The sequence below is a fragment of the Alteromonas lipotrueae genome, from assembly GCF_019249215.1.
Taxonomy (GTDB): domain Bacteria; phylum Pseudomonadota; class Gammaproteobacteria; order Enterobacterales; family Alteromonadaceae; genus Alteromonas; species Alteromonas lipotrueae.
Map to the genome: position 1 here is coordinate 81,115 of NZ_JAESDI010000001.1, position 17,319 is coordinate 98,433.

Below are 17,319 nucleotides of genomic sequence, written 5' to 3' on the forward strand. Positions count from 1 at the left end.
TGACTTACGTAGAGAGTCTTTGCTATTGATGGTAGCATTGCATGAAAAAACATAGGGAATTTATATGGCTACGGGTACGATCATTTCATTGGGACTCTATTTTGCTGTCATGCTGGGTATCGGTCTTTTCGCTTACCGGCAAACAGATACGAATGTAGAAGGCTACATGTTAGGTGGCCGGCAACTCGGTCCAGCCGTCACTGCATTGTCAGCCGGTGCATCAGATATGAGCGGATGGATGCTCATGGGTCTTCCCGGTGCGATGTACGTTTCAGGTCTTTCCGCTGCGTGGATAGCCGTTGGCCTTGTACTTGGTGCATTAGCCAATTACATTTTAGTTGCGCCTCGTTTGAGGGTTTACACCGAGGTTGCTAATAATTCGATTACCCTTCCTGATTATTTTGAAAACCGTTTTGCTGACAACTCTCGATTACTTCGTGTTATTGCCTCTGTGGTTATTGTTATTTTCTTTACCCTTTATACTTCGTCGGGCGTAGTCGCTGGCGGAAAGCTATTTGAGACCTCATTCGGTCTTTCCTACGAAGTTGGCTTATATGTAACTGCAGGCGTAGTAGTTGCTTACACACTAGTAGGCGGCTTTATGGCGGTGAGCATGACCGATTTCGTGCAAGGCTGTATCATGTTCATATCATTGATACTCGTGCCTGCAGTGGTCATCACTGAACTTGGTGGTATAGGCGCTTCTATTAACGCCCTGGATAGTATCAGTCCAGCCCTCTTCAATGCCTTTATGGATGCGTCTACTAATGAGGCCATCTCGGTTATTGGTATCATATCCCTGATGTCTTGGGGTTTTGGTTATTTCGGACAACCACACATTATTGTACGTTTTATGGCAATCCGTTCTGTTGAAGACATTCCCACCGCACGTAGAATCGGCATGAGTTGGATGATAGTTTCTATTATTGGTGCGCTCATGACAGGCTTGTTTGGGCTGGCCTACGTTACTGGTAATGGAAATAGTATCGACCCTGAAACCATTTTTATCTACCTTTCACAAATCCTGTTCCACCCACTTATTGGTGGATTCCTACTTGCGGCTATTTTAGCGGCCATTATGAGTACTATTTCTTCACAGTTATTAGTGACATCAAGTTCTCTGACGAGTGACTTTTACCAAGCGTTTATCAGACGTGATGCGTCCGATAAAGAGTTAGTAATTGCTGGGCGCGGCAGTGTGGTAGCTGTTGCCTTGGTCGCTATATTTCTCGCTTATGACAGAGACAGCAGTATTCTAGATTTGGTGAGTAATGCATGGGCAGGCTTTGGTGCTGCATTTGGCCCGCTAGTATTATTCAGCTTGTTTAAACGTGAAATGACCCGTCGTGCAGCCCTTGGCGGTATGGTTGTAGGTGCAGTGACCGTATTATTATGGATTTACCTACCAGTGACAATTAATGGAGAATCGTTAGGAAGCTGGATGTACGAAATTGTACCTGGGTTCATTCTATCTAGTCTGACCATTTTAATATTGAGCAAATCAGGGTCGCCTCGAGAAGGGGTACTTGAAACCTTCGATGCTTTTCAGAAGAAACTTGAATCTCATCGGTAACTCGCTTAAACCTTTTAATTAGCTAGTCAATAACATCGCCAAAAGCCCCGTACAACGGGGCTTTTTTATACATTCCTCAAACTGTATTAAGCGCCCTTTTCTCACTGCAGTAGCTATTGATTATGCGTCTTGGCCGACAGATAAGACCGCGCTTATGCCCAATTTATATGACACTTTTATTTCTTGGTATAAGCCAGCTATTTTAAATAGCAAAATCGCATACTACATTGAGAATTAAATGTGTTATTGTTCTATGCATAAAAATAACTCGCATATAACTTAATCTTATATAACATAAATCGGACTCGAAAATGACTGCAAGTATCCCGTCTGTTACGCATCTGAAACAACTCGAAGCCGAGAGTATTCAAATTTTCCGTGAAGTTGCTGCGGAGTTTGATAATCCGGTAATGCTTTATTCTGTTGGAAAAGACTCTTCGGTGTTGTTGCATTTAGCGCGCAAAGCTTTTGCTCCTGGTAAAATTCCATTTCCATTGCTTCACGTTGACACTACGTGGAAATTCCAAGAAATGATTGAATTTCGTGACCAGCAAGCCAAGAAACATGGTTTCGATTTGCTAGTACACATTAATGAAGAAGGCGTTGAACAAGGCGTAGGCCCGTTCTCACATGGTTCAGCAAAGCACACTGATATCATGAAAACTGCTGCGCTTAAGCAAGCCTTAAACAAATATAAGTTTGATGCTGCCTTTGGTGGGGCGCGTCGTGACGAAGAAAAATCTCGCGCGAAAGAGCGTGTTTACTCATTCCGTGATAGCAACCACCGTTGGGATCCTAAAAACCAACGTCCTGAGCTTTGGAACATCTACAACTCGCAAGTTAACCCAGGTGAAAGCATCCGTGTATTCCCTATGTCTAACTGGACTGAGCTTGATATCTGGCAATACATTTACTTAGAAAACATCGACATTCCTCAGCTTTACTTGTCGAAACCTCGCCCTGTTGTAGAGCGTGATGGTGTATTGATTATGGTTGATGACGAACGTATGCCAATGAACGAAGGCGAAACGCCTGAAATGCGTTCAGTACGCTTCCGTACACTGGGTTGTTACCCACTAACGGGTGCGGTTGAATCTACTGCGGCTACCTTGCCAGAAGTAATTCAAGAAATGCTACTTACTAAGACTTCCGAGCGTCAAGGCCGCGTGATCGATCACGATAGTTCTGGCTCTATGGAGAAGAAGAAAATGGAAGGGTATTTCTAATGGCCACCGACAACGTTGTTTGGCACAAGCATGAGGTGAATAAAACCACCCGCGCTGCAAAGCTGAATCAATCGCCTCGCGTGTTCTGGCTTACCGGCCTAAGTGGTTCTGGCAAGTCGACGTTGGCCAACTTGCTTGAGAAGAAACTTCACGAGCAAGATAAGCACACTTACCTATTAGATGGTGACAACGTGCGTCATGGCTTGTGTGGCGACTTAGGCTTTAGCGATAAAGACCGCGTGGAAAATATTCGCAGAATTAGTGAAGTTGCAAAACTGTTTGTAGATTCTGGCACGCTGGTTTTAACAGCCTTTATCTCTCCTTTTAAAGCAGATCGCGACTATTGTCGTGGTCTTTTAGAAGACGGTGAATTCGTTGAAGTGTTTATCGACACACCGATTGAAGTGTGCGAAAAGCGCGATCCGAAGGGGCTTTATAAAAAAGCACGTAGCGGTGAAATTAAAGATTTCACTGGTATTGATTCTGCTTATGAAGGACCGGAAAAGCCTGAGATACATTTAACGTATCAAGATGAACCTGCAGAACAAACTGCTGAGCGCTTATATGCGTTACTGCAAGAAAAAGGACTTGTGTAATGGCCCAGGCTAATACAATGACTAATACACTGGCACAAACCATTCTTCGCATTGCAAAAGAAGCAGGCGATAAAATAATGGCGATTTACGATAAAGACTTCGCCATTTATGAAAAGCAGGATACCAGCCCGCTAACCGAAGCTGACTTAGCGGCACATAACGTAATTGTTGATGCCCTTGAAAAAGAATCTGATCTTCCTATTTTATCGGAAGAGTCGGCAGACATTTCTTGGGATGAGCGTAAACAATGGCAGTCTTACTGGCTTGTTGATCCGCTTGATGGCACGAAAGAATTCATTAAAAAGAATGGTGAATTCACAGTGAACATAGCGTTGATTGAAGATGGCAAACCTACTATGGGTGTGGTTTACGCACCTGCTCTTAACAAAAGTTATGTAGGCATTGTTGGTGAAGGCGCATGGACTGAAGTTAACGGCGAATTTACTGCTATTTCTGCCCGCAAGCACGATGGCGCTGAAGTATGGAAAATAGTAGGAAGTCGCTCTCACCAAAGCCCTGAAATTCAAAATTTACTGTCTCAATTAGAGGGTGAAACCGAATTAGTGGCTATGGGTAGTTCATTAAAGTTATGCCTAGTAGCTGAAGGTGAAGCTCACCTTTATCCTCGATTAGGCCCAACTTCCGAATGGGACACAGGTGCAGCCCATGCTGTAGCCCTAGCCGCAGGTGCAAATGTAACTGTGCTAGACCCAAACGATCCGTTAAATGACAACGCCGACGCTCTTACTTACAACCAAAAAGAGTCTGTGTTAAACCCCTTTTTCCTTGTGAGCGCATAACATGAACAACGAAAACAATTTATTAAAGCAAGACATATTATCTTACCTTGAGCAACACGAACAAAAAGACATGCTACGTTTCCTTACATGCGGAAGTGTAGATGACGGTAAAAGTACCCTAATCGGTCGCCTACTTCATGACTCAAAAATGATTTATGAAGACCAACTTGCTGCCATTACTAAAGACAGCAAAAAATCAGGTACAACTGGCGAGAAAGTCGATTTAGCCTTATTGGTTGATGGCCTTCAGTCAGAGCGAGAGCAAGGTATTACGATTGACGTAGCCTACCGCTACTTCTCTACCGACAAGCGTAAGTTTATTATTGCCGATACTCCGGGGCACGAACAGTACACGCGTAACATGGTAACTGGCGCATCTACTTGCGACCTTGCCATCATACTTGTTGATGCTCGTGGCGGCGTAAAAGTGCAAACTAAACGTCACTCTTTCCTCGTATCTTTGTTAGGTATTAAGCACGTTATTGTTGCTATCAACAAAATGGACTTAATGGATTACTCTGAAGAAGTGTACAACCAGATTCAGCAAGACTATCTGAAATTTGCAGAGCAATTGGATATTCCAGATATTCAGTTCGTACCGCTTTCTGCACTTGAAGGTGACAACGTAGTAAACGTGAGCGAACACACACCATGGTTCGATGGTATTCCGCTTATGCAGATGCTAGAGAACACGAAAATTGGTGAAGACGATAATCACGATGATTTTCGCTTCCCTGTTCAATACGTTAACCGCCCTAACCTAGATTTTCGTGGCTTTGCAGGTACGGTGGTATCTGGTCAAATTGAACCAGGCGACGAAGTAACTGCACTTCCTTCTGGTAAAACGTCGAAAGTAAAATCAATTGTGACTTTTGAAGGTGACCAAGAGCGTGCTTACGTACCTCAAGCGGTTACCCTTACGCTGGAAGATGAAATTGATATTTCACGTGGCGACATGATTGTTAAGTCAGGTAACTTACCGCTACTTTCTACTCAATTTAAAACACATTTGGTATGGATGGACGAAGAGCCACTTATGCCAAACAAGCAGTTCTTGTTTAAGTTTGCGACCAAGTCAACAACAGGTGTTGTGTCTCATATCGATAACCAAATTGATGTGAACACCCTTGAAGAAAAAGACGCGATGCACCTTAACTTGAATGAAATTGGTGTGGTAGATGTGAAATTTACCCAATCCGTCGCGTGCGACCCGTACAAGCGTAATCGCCCTACTGGTTCTTTCATCGTTATTGATCGCATGACTAACAGTACTGTTGGCGCAGGTATGATCATTGATGAACTTGCTAAAGATGCACAACACGCTTCTCCAGACTTCTCAGAGTTTGAATTAGAGTTTAATGCGCTAGTACGTAAGCACTTCCCTCATTGGAGCGCTGTGGACATTAGCAAGCTGTAAAAGCAGGACTGGAAAATATATGGATATTAACCAGTTTATCGTGCTGGCGATTTTCGCCAGCACGATTTTTGCGCTGATTTTTTCAAATCAGCGCCCGTCTACTGTTTTTTCAGGCGCCGTGTTATTACTATTGGTTTCACAACAATTGTCACTTGATGACATTTTGTTGAACCTAACCAACAAAGGGCTGATTACCCTTGTCTTGCTGTTGCTCGTCAGCAGTGCAATAGATAAAACTGCGTTAATAAAGCGTATTGGTAGAAAACTAGTGAGTACGAGCTTCTCTAAGTCGTATTGGAAGTTGTTTTCACTCACCTTCATTTCATCAGCGCTGTTAAACAATACCGCTATTGTGGCCAGCCTTATAGGCCCTATTAAGCAAAACCAATATCACCCTGCTTCGCGTTTACTTATTCCGCTTTCTTATGCCGCTATTTTAGGTGGAACCGTTACCTTAATTGGTACTTCAACCAACCTGATTGTCGATAGCTTTTTACAAGAGCATGGACACCCTGGCTTTAACTTTTTCGACTTCACATTATACGGGCTAGTGGCCGGTTTAAGCTGCGGCGTACTGATGTTTGTGCTTACACCGTTACTGCCTAATATTGCGAACAAGAATGACAACTACCAAGAGTACATGGTGGAAGCTAAAGTAAATACGGGTTCAGAGCTCATTGGCAAAACCGTTGAACAAAACCACCTTCGTAACTTACCTGAATTATTTTTGGTTGAAGTGGTTCGCGACGGAAACCTTATTTCTCCCGTGGGCCCCGACTTAGTGATTGCAGAAAACGATAAACTTATCTTTACCGGCAATGTTCAAAAGCTTGATAACTTAAGCCACATAAAAGGGTTAACCACCTTTGCCGAAACCGATGGTATTTTGCGTGAAAGCTTAACGGAAGTGGTTGTGGCAAACCGCGCACAAATTATTGGGCAAACCATTAAAAACCTCGGTTTTAGGGCATTGTTCGATTCGGCCGTAGTGGCTATTCGCCGTGACGGCGAGCAACTATCAGGTAAGCTCGGTGAAATTAAGCTTAAAGCGGGTGATTTTCTGTTGCTTGCGGCTGGGCCAGATTTCAATACGCGACAAAATTTAAGTAAAAACTTCTTTATATTGTCTGAGCAGAAAATCTCTCGCCCGCTAACCAATCGACAGGAATGGATAACCCTTGGTGGATTTCTAACTGTAGTGACGTTAGCCGCGGCAGATATTATTTCACTTGCGATGGGTTTGTTGTTTTTGGCGGCTGTATTGATTGGCTCTAAGGTAACAAACAACGGTGAGATGAAGCGTAATTTACCGCTGAACCTTATTATTGTGATTGTTGGGGCGTTAAGCTTAGCCACCTCATTAGAGTCGTCGGGCGTTATTGCCATTTCGACTGCGCAGTTAATTCCCTACTTAGCCGACACCGATTGGTTTATTGCGTTAATCGTGGTGTATTTTACTACCCTACTGTTAACCGAATTTGTGACCAATAACGCAGCAGCTGCGCTCATGTTCCCCTTTGCATATGGGCTGGTTGAAATCATCGGTGCCCCACTTATGCCGTTTGCGTTATCGGTTGCTTTTGCAGCGAGTGCTAGCTTTATATCGCCGTTTGGATACCAAACTAACCTGTTAGTGTTTAATGCGGCTAATTATAAATTTAGCCATTTTATCCGAATAGGGTTACCTATCTCGCTACTGTATAGCGCAATCGTGCTCTGCTTATTGAACTTAACGTATTTAAGTCATTAAACGATACCCCCTTTACGAAGTATCCGTTACGCAATAGACGATGTTATCAAAAGGCCAGTATTTAATACTGGCCTTTTTACGTTTGTGGCATTGCTGTGAGCACGGTTAAGTTTCTCAACTAGGCTCTCGACACAAGTTTTTACTAAAAACAGGTACAGTTCTTTAAACAGCTCCTGTACTTAGCTTCGCTATATCAGTAACCTAACCCAAACGAATATAATATTTTATCTCGGAGCAACGGATGCAGTCAGTATCAAACCCCTTTCAAGCGTGTAACGATATATTCTTTCGGCCCAATGGCGTATTTAAAGCGGTTGGCGAAAAAAACAATTGGAGTTGGTTTCCTTTTCTTATTGTTATGATGATGACGTTGGCGTCTCAATATCTATACGTTAACTTCGTTGATATTGAATGGTTTGCGAATATTAATATTGCCGCCCAAGATGCAATGAGTCCCGCAGAAGAAGACCAAATGCGCGCCTTTTTCACCAGAAACACCCTAATGCTGACCCAATTACTAGGCGCATTCTTTGCACTTACTGTGGTTAACGCTATTTTTGCCGTTTATTTGAATTTAACGACACGCAGTGATGACAGTCACGTTTTTGGTTTTACAGACTGGTATGGCTTTACGTGGTGGGTATCTATGCCTTACGTAGTAACAGGCCTTATCGCGGCGACACTAATTATGTTTGCGAGCGATCATCAAATATCACCGGCAATACTTGCTCCACTGTCACTTTCTTACCTACTCGGTGTCGAAATGACATCACCATGGTTTGCATTTGCTCAAGCTATTCGTGTTGAGTTATTTTGGACTATCTATCTCACCATGGTAGGTATTACCCAATGGACCTCATTTTCTACGAAAAAGGCGGCAATTATTGCTTCTGCTCCATACGTAGTGATTTACGGTATTTGGGGTGTGTTCGCGCTTATCTAGTATGCTATACCACTTACAACGCGCTTCTTACACCTAAGCTTGGGGTAAGAAGCGCGTTGCAGGTACTAACACAAAAAGTGTGAGACCTTGTATTGAACTTACTGTGCTGAATTGACGATTTTGATTGAAGGGTGTTGGTTTAAGGGGATCGTCGCCAGTATGCCCTCATCAATCTATTATCAAAACGTCGTTATGTCGAAAAGCGGTAACTGAATAGAAGGTTTCGCCCCCGCCCTAAGGGGCCTAAAGTATTCACTATTGTTATAAAAAGCTTCATCTTGGTTTTCGTACCACCCTGGTACGCCAAGCAAAGGAATAGGCTTTAGTAGCGGAGCTTTGTTAAACGCATCAAGCTCAGTAATACGTTTCACCAACGATTTGTCTACCTCTCGGCGCTGTTCCCATTTATTCATCTCGCTAAACCCTTTAGGCACATTCACTGCCAACCACTTCCCCGTAAGTCCGATAAAAGGCGAGAGCATCATCTCAAGGTTTGCATGCCCAAAAATAAAGGGGGTCATGTGGGATCCCCACTCATGTCTATGAATAACAAAGCTATCCTGCCATTGATGTTGGGCTAACGTATTCAGCAACATGTTGGATTTACTGGCATCCCCTTCCTCAAGCGCCAGTACTACGCCGCATTCGTCAAAATGCGTAATGCGGTTTCGTCGCTCGGTTCTTGGGTGTGTGCCATGGTGCGCAATATCTTGCATGTGTAGCGTATTCAGTAACGCTTTTGTAGCGGGAAATTGTATCCAAATAAGTGCATTGAACAAATCATGCCAGCTATTTTCCCGCGTAGGTACGCAGTTATCACTCGCGATAATTTCTTCATAGTAACGGCTATCGTTTTCACTGCTGTTTGTATCACAGCTGTTATCACTTATCTTGTTAAGATCCCCTTGTGCTATAAACACAGGGCCCTGCCATTGCGGCTGAAATACTTCACGTAAACGATTGAGTTTTGCAGCACTAGGAAAGTCAGCGTCGTCTAATAACATAAACTCTTTCAACAGCGTATGTACGGGTAAAGACGCATTATCTTGAATATGGTGTTTACACCAAGGAGTAACAGGTATTGGCATACTTAATATTGGTTCGTCTTAAGGTTTTCTCTATACTGGGCGGTATTGTAGAGCAAACAGAGACTAACAATGAAAAAAATGTTTTTGCCCTTGCTGGTAACTGCCGTATCAGCGGTAAGTGCTTGCAGCCCCAATAACGCGCCTGAAAACGGCTCGACGCAGCCTGAACCCCAAACTCAAATCCAAACTCAAAAAAAGAATATCGCGACTAATTTCGACGCAGTTTACGCCAGCATTTCAGATGCAGATATTCGAGAACCATTAAAAATATTGTCATCTGATGAATTTGAAGGTCGCTTGCCCACCACCATTGGTGAAACCAAAACACTGGATTATCTCACCCGTGAGTTTGAAAAAGCGGGATTGTCACCGGGTAATGGCGACAGCTACCTTCAAAAAGTCGCGTTAATGGAAATGACCGCTAACCCTGAAATGGCCATGACAATTGGCGATAATAGCTTTGCGTATAAAGAAGACATGGTTGCTTCATCTAAACGTGAGCAAGAAACCGTATCACTTGAAAACTCAGAACTGGTATTTGTGGGCTACGGCGTTAACGCTCCCGAATACGATTGGAACGATTATGAAGGCCTAGATGTTACTGGCAAAACCGTCGTGATATTGGTGAACGACCCAGGCTTCGAAAACCCTGAGAGCGGGAAATTCCAAGGCACAACGATGACCTACTATGGTCGCTGGAGTTACAAATACGAAGAAGCTAGCCGCCAAGGCGCTGCCGGCGCATTAATTGTTCACGAAACGGCTCCAGCCTCTTACGGTTGGTCAGTAGTGGCGAATAGCTGGAGCGGCCCTCAGTATGGATTAGTATCAAAAGACAAAGGCGCTAGCCGTGTTGCCATTGAAGGTTGGCTAACCTTAAGTGCTGCAGAAAAAGTATTTGCTGATGCAGGCTTTAATTTTCAAGAAGAAAAGAATCAAGCCAAGCTTGGGCCTTATCATAAAGCGATGGATATTAATGCTTCGGTAACCGTGCGAAATACATTTAAAAAATCTCAAAGCCACAATGTTATTGCCACACTACCTGGCTCAGAGTTACCCAACGAGCACGTTATTTACACCGCCCACTGGGATCATCTAGGAAAAGATGAATCTAAAGAAGGCGATAATATCTACAATGGTGCCCACGATAACGCCACGGGTAGTGCTGCTATTTTGGCTATGGCAAAAGCCTACGCCAACTTAGATATTGCGCCGAAGCGTTCTGTATCTTTTTTGATAGTCACTGCTGAGGAACAAGGTTTGCTGGGCAGTAAATACTACGCAGACAACGCCGTCATTCCGCTGGAAGATACGGTGGCCAATATTAATATGGATGCCATGAACGTGTTAGGCAAAACCAAGAACGTGGCCGTGGTAGGTATGGGTAAATCAGACTTAGAAGATTACCTTAAAACTGCTGCCGATAAACAAGGCAGAACCCTTACTCAGGAAGACCGTCCAGAAGCAGGTTATTACTATCGCTCTGACCACTTCAGCTTTGCAAAAAAAGGCGTACCTGCCCTTTATGCAGAAGGTGGTAACGAACCTGCTGACGAAACAACTGCTAAATATCGTAAACGGATGAATGTGATTGTGACGGGCTGTTATCACCAGGTATGCGATCAATACCGTGACGATTGGGATTTAAGCGGCATAGTGCAAGACACCCAACTGTTGTTTGATGTAGGTTTTAACGTAGCTAACGCTGAACAATGGCCTTCGTGGAAGGAAACCAGTGAGTTTCAACGTGAAGACTAATTTCTATCGTTGACCCTTATTTAACACAAACAATTTAAGCTAAAAAAGCCCTGTTAATACAGGGCTTTTTTGTAGTGGGCTTTTTTACATGAACAACCCTTTGAGTTCTTCAGCGCCAAACGTCGCTATTTCAAACGCAATCAAGATAATAATTATCCATTCCAAAAACGATGAATGTTTATGATTTAGCTCTTCAGCTAACATCTCGAACAACTCATGAATAACATTCAGCTTGTTTGAAAGCACATCTACCCTTGGACGAATATCCAAGTACCGCGCCGTGGCATTATAAGCATGTTCATATTCTGGGTATTCCCAAAAGAACTCTGGTGTATCAAGCAACCCATAATGCAAAAAGATGTCACTCTTTGTACTAAACAAATGCCCACGTATCTTTGCCAAAGCAGGGCGACGCAATGTTATTTTGCCCGTTTCGGCCAACGCTTTCGGCAAATACGCATAGCGAGTAATAGTATCTTGCGCTTTGTACTCATATTCATTGAGCTTAATTGATTGCGCTAATCCATGGCTAATTGATAGCCGAAGTAATGGATCGTCAATCGAAAGCGTAATTAAGTCCCGTTGCAGCCTAAGCACATCGCTTGTAAATGCAAATTGCAGATGCTCTTGGTGAATACCAGACAATAACTTAGGGCTAACCTGTAACCTATTTAGCAAGGCAACACGCTCTTCTTCTACTACGCCCCAAAAAACCACTACGCCGTACTCAAAAAGCCAAGCTTCACCGCCTGTCACTTCAATGTGCATTGCATCACGATAGCGCGCCCCCTGAACACTCGTGTCCAATTGAAGGCTATCTACATCAGGAATAACATAAACCGAAACTCGGTCGTTTGAAAATTGCATACCCTTTACCAGGTGTTGAAAAAACCGGCAGATTATGCACCCAAAGAACGCAAAGAGATACAAATATAAATCATTTTAAATCATAAGGTTATAAAATGATTTTCGATATAAGCACAGTGAGTAAAACTTGTATCCTGCCTAGTATTTGTGCGACATATTATCTATCGCCTCTAAGAGCAGTGACGCTTTCACCAAAGAACATAGTGTTTTGGAATAACAATTTCCATTTTCTCATCATATTGTACTTGCAATTTCCTGTCAGACTGGCACATTCAAGGCATGCGAAAGCGCGATTAAAAAAAACAACAATACCTTCGCCAACTCGTTCGCGAGTACCCGACAGAAAAAACCTCAATTATTTTTCAACAAGTGAACAGAGAGAATCCGTTTTATGTGTGGTATTTTCGGTATCCTTGATATCAAAACCGATGTGTCTGAACTCAGAACCCAAGCCCTCGAATTAACAAAATTATTGCGCCACCGTGGCCCTGACTGGTCGGGAATCTGGAATAATGACAATACCATTCTTTGTCACGAAAGATTGGCTATTGTTGATGTGGACACCGGCGCTCAGCCGCTTATCAGCCAAAATGGCAAACAAGTTTTAGCCGTCAATGGCGAAATTTATAATCACAAGCAACTCGCTGACGATTTAGCAGAACCTTATCCTTTTAAAACTCGCTCAGATTGCGAGGTTATTCTTCCGCTTTATCAGCAAAAAGGTGTGAGCTTTGTTGATGAATTAGAAGGCATGTTCTCATTTGTCCTTTATGATGATGAACAGGATGCTTATTTAATTGCTCGCGACCATATGGGTATTATTCCTCTATACACAGGTTACGATGAGCATGGCAACTTCTACGTTGCTTCAGAAATGAAAGCGTTGGCGCCTATTTGTAAAACCATTAGCGAATTTCCTCCTGGGCATTACCTATGGAGTAAAGACGGACAGATCACGAAGTACTACAAACGTGATTGGATGGAATACGATGCAGTAAAAGACAACACCACTAACCTTGACGATTTACGTGTAGCGTTTGAAAAATCAGTGAAGTCTCACATGATGTCTGACGTACCTTATGCGGTATTGTTATCGGGTGGTCTTGACTCATCGTTAGTCTCTGCCATTGCGGCAAAGTATGTTGCTAAACGTGTTGAAGACGAAGATAAAACAGAAGCATGGTGGCCTCGCCTGCACAGCTTCGCGGTAGGTCTTGAAGGTGCACCCGATTTGAAAGCTGCTAAGAAAGTGGCTGATATGATTGGTACGGTACACCACGAAATTCACTTCACCATTCAAGAAGGGCTTGATGCCATTCGTGACGTGATTTTCCACCTAGAAACTTATGACACCACCACTATTCGTGCGGCAACGCCAATGTACCTAATGACCCGTAAGATTAAAGCCATGGGTATTAAAATGGTATTGTCTGGTGAAGGCGCCGATGAGATTTTTGGTGGGTACTTGTACTTCCACAAAGCGCCGAATGCAAAAGAGTTCCACGAAGAAACGGTACGTAAACTAGATCGCCTTCACTTGTTCGATTGTGCTCGTGCAAACAAGGCAACATCAGCATGGGGTGTTGAAGCCCGTGTACCATTTTTAGATAAAAACTTTATCGACGTGGCCATGCGCTTAAACCCTCAAGATAAAATGTGTCTTGATGGCAAAATGGAAAAATGGATTTTACGCAAAGCTTTCGACAACGGTGATACCTTGCCTGCTGAAGTGCTATGGCGTCAAAAAGAACAGTTCGGCGATGGCGTAGGCTACTCTTGGATTGACTCTATCCGTGATTTCGTAGAGAACGAAGTATCTGACCAACAATTTGCTTCTGCCGAGTTCCGCTTCCCTGTGAACACGCCAGATACTAAAGAAGGTTACTACTACCGCACCATCTTTGAAGGTTACTTCCCGCAAGAAAGCGCGGCTCGATGTGTACCTAGTGGCAAATCTATCGCTTGTAGTACGGTTGAAGCACTTGAATGGGATGAAAGCTTTAAGAACAATGCCGATCCTTCAGGTCGTTCAATGAAAGACGTGCACTCTGGTGCTTCTGACTAGTTCTGAGCACCTGAATTTTTAAGTAAAAAAACGCGGCTAAAGCCGCGTTTTTTTATGAGGGTGACGTCTTGTTATTGCCGCTGTTTATCAATAACGTACCAAAGCCGCTCATCGGCTAACGGCGTTTCAGACGGTAATAAGGGGTTATCAAGTGTATAGATTCGTCTGTTCTTAATATCTAGCTGCTCTAAAATGGCTTCATTTGAAGATTTAAATAGTGCTTCGAAAGAGCCGTCTTCAATAGCGCGATTCAATCCTGTTTCAATTAGCCGTGCTAACGTTGGATTACTCTTATTGACGAAATAATACATGGCGGTAGGGTAATAAACTGCCATCTCGGGTTCTAACTTAAGTGATGCCGATCGCCCTTCAAGTTCAGCTGATACCTCAATGACAGAGCGAGGAAAGAAATCCCCCTTGTTTTGAAGTAACAATGAATAAGCATCTTTGAAATTAGGTACCGTGGCGACATTAAAGCCGTTGGCTTGCAGTATTTTAGTGTCTGGCCATTCTTCACCCTGCAATGGCGTGAAGTTCATTAATTCGTTTTTTGATGAAACCCGCGCAAATTCAGCTTCCCTATCTACATTGATAACAAATACCCGCAGGCCAATGAGCCCTTTCGCAATCGGGATTCGAATGGGGAGAAGGTCTTTTTCGCGTTGACTATCCGTCATACTCCACACCACATTCACCTCACGATTTTCACGCAGTTGACGCAGTGCCTTTCCAGACAGAAGAATGCGATCTGAAGGTAATAACTCGTAATTTACACCTGTTTTATCAAGGGCAAGTTTGAGCAAGGCAATGGGGTATTCGGCGCGAGCGTCAGAGTCATCTAGCGGTTTGGGGTAGTTAATTGTCCACAATGCCGCGGCACTTTGTGTTGATATAAGCAACGCACACAAATGCAGTACCGTTTTTACATACTTCAACGCCATTATCGAACTCCTTTGCTCACGCTTAAGTAATTTATTCTATACCAATATATTTATGTGTTTGTAAGGATAGTCGCCAATTACGGGCTATGCAGGTTTGTACTGCAAGTTGGGTGGCCCGTGGTTGCTGACTTATCGGCTGTAGACAAACCTGCTTACCTGCTAACGAAGTTACATCTGCTAGTAGCGCATCTAACTCATCAATATGTTTTTGCATGGCAATAGGGTGTTTTATTTCATTCGCACGCTCAAGGGCACTCAGCAAAACCGGCATGCCCCCTTTCATATTAATTTTTGGTGATACCGTCACGTAAGTCCTATCATCACACAACACTTCATAAGTGCCACTTGTTTCTATTTGAGTGGAAAAGCCGTTGTCATGTAACAACGTGGTAAGCGGGCGCAAGTCATACATACAAGGTTCACCACCGGTGATAACCACATGCTTTGCCACATAACCTTGTTCAGAAAACAGCGACAATAACTTGTTTTCATCGATTTCAAAAAAATGCTCAGACTCGTTGGTCTTATCAATAACCTGTTGTGCTGTCGTTACCAAGGCGTTGTCCAGCGTCCAAGTATGTTTGGTATCGCACCATGGGCAACCCACAGGGCATCCCTGTAAGCGAACAAAGATAGACGGAATACCGGTATGTGCCCCTTCTCCTTGGATGGTTTCGAACATTTCATTTATATTCAGCGTGGTTAATTTCGACAAAATGTCACCCTTTAACGATTGTATGTTTCGATTTTACCAAGGATCACATAAAATTCGGGCATAATTTCTCAAAACTTTAAAACTATGTCAGAAAACGTCGTTGTTATCTATTCAGGTGGAATGGACTCATTCACTGTTTTACACAAAGCTTTACGTGATGGTAAGACCGTTCACGCCCTCTCTTTTGATTATGGTCAGCGCCACAAGAAAGAATTAGATTATGCGGCAGCCGTGTGTAAATCGTTAAACGTGCCTCACAAAATTGTGGATATCAGTGCTATTAATAGCTTGATAGGCGGCTCATCGCTAACCTCTGATATCGATGTACCAGAAGGACATTACGAAGAACCCAGCATGAAGCAAACGGTCGTGCCTAATCGTAATATGATTTTGCTGTCGCTAGCAGTGGGCTATGCCGTAAGCCTAGAAGCTAACGAAGTGTATTATGGCGCGCATTCTGGCGATCATGCCATTTACCCAGATTGCCGCCCTGAGTTTGTGGAAAAGATGAGTGATGTTTGTCGCATTGCCAACTACACCCCAGTCGAGATTGTTACGCCTTATATCAAAGACAGTAAAACAGCGATTTTAACCGACGGGTTGAAAATGGGCTTAGACTACGGCGAAACGTGGACGTGTTACAACGGACGAGCGAAAGCTTGCGGCAAATGCGGAGCCTGTGAAGAGCGCTTAGAGGCGTTCAGAGAGAATCACTGCACTGATCCCCTTAGCTACGAATAATCGATTTGGCGCCTACTCAGGCGCCTTTTAGCTTATCCACCATCACGCGAAGTGAGTGGCTTATCGCCACCGAAATAAAGGCACTACACCCCAGTGCACCACCAATCCCTTCTAGGAGCGGCAGCAACACCATAAAGATAATGGTAAAGCATATCGACGAAATAGTTAGCAAGTAATACGAGAAACGGTGCGGTGCGCTCATACCAACAAAACTTCCCCCGAAAAACACCGTTGCCCAACATTCTGCTGTTTCTGATGAACGACTTTCGCTCACTAGCACGTTCTGGAGAAGTAGCACTGAAAAGTAAAATAAAATAGTGAGTAAACTGGATGCTCGAATTACATTAAACCTTGGCAGTTTCGCTAACCGGTAGGTGGCGAATGCTCCGGCAAGGGTAGCTATAACAACTAATAGTTCCGTCAAAACAACGCCCTTAGAAGAATAAGGCTACTGACTGCGGTAAATGCAATAGCCCCTAGCCGCCCCCCAAAGCCTTCGAAAATATTACGGGTTAAGGTATAGACGCCTGCCCCTACCACAGAAATAAATAATAGCGCTTCCCACCCAGTAATAATTGCACTTGAGCACATACCCGCGAAGGCTCCCGCATAAATCGCCGCTTGAGGGTGGTTGCCATATTTATTAGGCCAATGCCAAAAACTGCCTACTAAACCCGTAAAAGCGGCAGCCAACACCACAGGTACGTCAAAATAATGATGCAGTGAAAAGCACAAATACGTTCCGAAAAAGAACGACACTAATTTAACTAAGAAGAAGATAAACCATTCCTTTTTGGTTGAAACGAAAAACGCCCTGTTTTCACAAGGCGTTTTCATAC

16 protein-coding genes are annotated in these 17,319 nt (G+C 43.6%); 10 read left to right on the top strand and 6 right to left on the bottom strand.

Going from position 1 to position 17,319, the window contains the following annotated elements; translation table 11 throughout:
- The first annotated feature begins 64 nt into the window (after window positions 1-64).
- From putP to JKP82_RS00385, 7 genes are all read left to right on the top strand, one after another.
- Window positions 65-1,573: a sodium/proline symporter PutP gene (putP, locus tag JKP82_RS00355; RefSeq protein ID WP_218395417.1), complete on the top strand. Its 1,509-nt coding sequence runs from the start codon at window positions 65-67 to the stop codon at window positions 1,571-1,573.
- A 311-nt stretch (window positions 1,574-1,884) separates the two neighbouring features.
- A complete protein-coding gene (gene cysD, locus JKP82_RS00360; protein ID WP_013784935.1) occupies window positions 1,885-2,799 on the top strand; it encodes a sulfate adenylyltransferase subunit CysD in 915 nt (304 codons plus the stop codon).
- The gene (cysC, locus tag JKP82_RS00365; RefSeq protein ID WP_218395419.1) at window positions 2,799-3,395 is read left to right on the top strand and encodes an adenylyl-sulfate kinase; all 597 of its coding nucleotides are present in this window, start codon (window positions 2,799-2,801) and stop codon (window positions 3,393-3,395) included. The genes cysD and cysC overlap by 1 nt, the downstream gene beginning before the upstream one ends.
- A 17-nt stretch (window positions 3,396-3,412) precedes the next feature.
- On the top strand, window positions 3,413-4,195 hold the full coding sequence (gene cysQ / locus JKP82_RS00370; protein WP_218395421.1) for a 3'(2'),5'-bisphosphate nucleotidase CysQ: 783 nt from the start codon (window positions 3,413-3,415) through the stop codon (window positions 4,193-4,195).
- Window position 4,196: 1 nt separating this feature from the next.
- Window positions 4,197-5,612, top strand: coding sequence for a sulfate adenylyltransferase subunit CysN (cysN, locus tag JKP82_RS00375; protein WP_218395423.1), 1,416 nt, complete (start codon window positions 4,197-4,199; stop codon window positions 5,610-5,612).
- A 19-nt stretch (window positions 5,613-5,631) separates the two neighbouring features.
- Window positions 5,632-7,362 carry an SLC13 family permease gene (locus tag JKP82_RS00380; protein WP_159529649.1) on the top strand — a complete coding sequence of 577 codons (1,731 nt, stop codon included), beginning with the start codon at window positions 5,632-5,634 and terminating at the stop codon, window positions 7,360-7,362.
- Between the two features lie 241 nt (window positions 7,363-7,603).
- The gene (locus JKP82_RS00385) at window positions 7,604-8,305 is read left to right on the top strand and encodes a YIP1 family protein (protein ID WP_159529647.1); all 702 of its coding nucleotides are present in this window, start codon (window positions 7,604-7,606) and stop codon (window positions 8,303-8,305) included.
- 179 nt (window positions 8,306-8,484) lie between these two features.
- Here JKP82_RS00385 and JKP82_RS00390 read toward each other — a convergent pair whose 3' ends face one another.
- Window positions 8,485-9,393, bottom strand: a complete 909-nt coding sequence (locus JKP82_RS00390; protein ID WP_159529645.1) for a DUF3025 domain-containing protein — start codon at window positions 9,391-9,393, stop codon at window positions 8,485-8,487.
- Between the two features lie 69 nt (window positions 9,394-9,462).
- Here JKP82_RS00390 and JKP82_RS00395 point away from each other — a divergent pair, with 69 nt between their 5' ends.
- The gene (locus JKP82_RS00395) at window positions 9,463-11,151 is read left to right on the top strand and encodes a M28 family metallopeptidase (RefSeq protein WP_159529643.1); all 1,689 of its coding nucleotides are present in this window, start codon (window positions 9,463-9,465) and stop codon (window positions 11,149-11,151) included.
- A gap of 84 nt (window positions 11,152-11,235) precedes the next feature.
- Here JKP82_RS00395 and JKP82_RS00400 read toward each other — a convergent pair whose 3' ends face one another.
- Window positions 11,236-12,018, bottom strand: a complete 783-nt coding sequence (locus JKP82_RS00400; RefSeq protein ID WP_159529641.1) for an RMD1 family protein — start codon at window positions 12,016-12,018, stop codon at window positions 11,236-11,238.
- A gap of 391 nt (window positions 12,019-12,409) precedes the next feature.
- Between JKP82_RS00400 and asnB the strand changes: the two genes are divergently transcribed.
- A complete protein-coding gene (gene asnB / locus JKP82_RS00405) occupies window positions 12,410-14,083 on the top strand; it encodes an asparagine synthase B (protein ID WP_159529639.1) in 1,674 nt (557 codons plus the stop codon).
- Between the two features lie 71 nt (window positions 14,084-14,154).
- Here the strand turns inward: asnB and JKP82_RS00410 are convergent, their stop codons facing one another.
- Both JKP82_RS00410 and queE read right to left on the bottom strand, forming a co-directional pair.
- A complete protein-coding gene (locus JKP82_RS00410; RefSeq protein ID WP_159529637.1) occupies window positions 14,155-15,024 on the bottom strand; it encodes a transporter substrate-binding domain-containing protein in 870 nt (289 codons plus the stop codon).
- 31 nt (window positions 15,025-15,055) lie between these two features.
- Entirely contained in the window at window positions 15,056-15,706 is a 651-nt protein-coding gene (gene queE, locus JKP82_RS00415) for a 7-carboxy-7-deazaguanine synthase QueE (protein WP_159534429.1), read from the bottom strand.
- A 117-nt stretch (window positions 15,707-15,823) separates the two neighbouring features.
- Here queE and queC point away from each other — a divergent pair, with 117 nt between their 5' ends.
- Window positions 15,824-16,480, top strand: a complete 657-nt coding sequence (queC, locus tag JKP82_RS00420) for a 7-cyano-7-deazaguanine synthase QueC (protein ID WP_218395425.1) — start codon at window positions 15,824-15,826, stop codon at window positions 16,478-16,480.
- 16 nt (window positions 16,481-16,496) lie between these two features.
- Here the strand turns inward: queC and JKP82_RS00425 are convergent, their stop codons facing one another.
- Together JKP82_RS00425 and JKP82_RS00430 are read right to left on the bottom strand one after the other, a co-directional pair.
- The gene (locus tag JKP82_RS00425; protein WP_218395427.1) at window positions 16,497-16,904 is read right to left on the bottom strand and encodes a hypothetical protein; all 408 of its coding nucleotides are present in this window, start codon (window positions 16,902-16,904) and stop codon (window positions 16,497-16,499) included.
- Window positions 16,901-17,317, bottom strand: coding sequence for a hypothetical protein (locus tag JKP82_RS00430; RefSeq protein ID WP_309475307.1), 417 nt, complete (start codon window positions 17,315-17,317; stop codon window positions 16,901-16,903). The genes JKP82_RS00425 and JKP82_RS00430 overlap by 4 nt, the downstream gene beginning before the upstream one ends.
- Window positions 17,318-17,319 lie beyond the last annotated feature (2 nt).

Coding starts and splice junctions, on each gene's coding strand:
- JKP82_RS00390 (WP_159529645.1), bottom strand. CDS start 9,393: ATGCCAATACCTGTTACTCCTTGGTGTAAACACCATATTCAAGATAAT.
- JKP82_RS00395 (WP_159529643.1), top strand. CDS start 9,463: ATGAAAAAAATGTTTTTGCCCTTGCTGGTAACTGCCGTATCAGCGGTA.
- JKP82_RS00400 (WP_159529641.1), bottom strand. CDS start 12,018: ATGCAATTTTCAAACGACCGAGTTTCGGTTTATGTTATTCCTGATGTA.
- JKP82_RS00430 (WP_309475307.1), bottom strand. CDS start 17,317: ATGAAAACGCCTTGTGAAAACAGGGCGTTTTTCGTTTCAACCAAAAAG.
- JKP82_RS00380 (WP_159529649.1), top strand. CDS start 5,632: ATGGATATTAACCAGTTTATCGTGCTGGCGATTTTCGCCAGCACGATT.
- JKP82_RS00410 (WP_159529637.1), bottom strand. CDS start 15,024: ATGGCGTTGAAGTATGTAAAAACGGTACTGCATTTGTGTGCGTTGCTT.
- JKP82_RS00385 (WP_159529647.1), top strand. CDS start 7,604: ATGCAGTCAGTATCAAACCCCTTTCAAGCGTGTAACGATATATTCTTT.
- cysC (WP_218395419.1), top strand. CDS start 2,799: ATGGCCACCGACAACGTTGTTTGGCACAAGCATGAGGTGAATAAAACC.
- cysN (WP_218395423.1), top strand. CDS start 4,197: ATGAACAACGAAAACAATTTATTAAAGCAAGACATATTATCTTACCTT.
- cysD (WP_013784935.1), top strand. CDS start 1,885: ATGACTGCAAGTATCCCGTCTGTTACGCATCTGAAACAACTCGAAGCC.
- cysQ (WP_218395421.1), top strand. CDS start 3,413: ATGACTAATACACTGGCACAAACCATTCTTCGCATTGCAAAAGAAGCA.
- putP (WP_218395417.1), top strand. CDS start 65: ATGGCTACGGGTACGATCATTTCATTGGGACTCTATTTTGCTGTCATG.
- queE (WP_159534429.1), bottom strand. CDS start 15,706: ATGTTCGAAACCATCCAAGGAGAAGGGGCACATACCGGTATTCCGTCT.
- asnB (WP_159529639.1), top strand. CDS start 12,410: ATGTGTGGTATTTTCGGTATCCTTGATATCAAAACCGATGTGTCTGAA.
- queC (WP_218395425.1), top strand. CDS start 15,824: ATGTCAGAAAACGTCGTTGTTATCTATTCAGGTGGAATGGACTCATTC.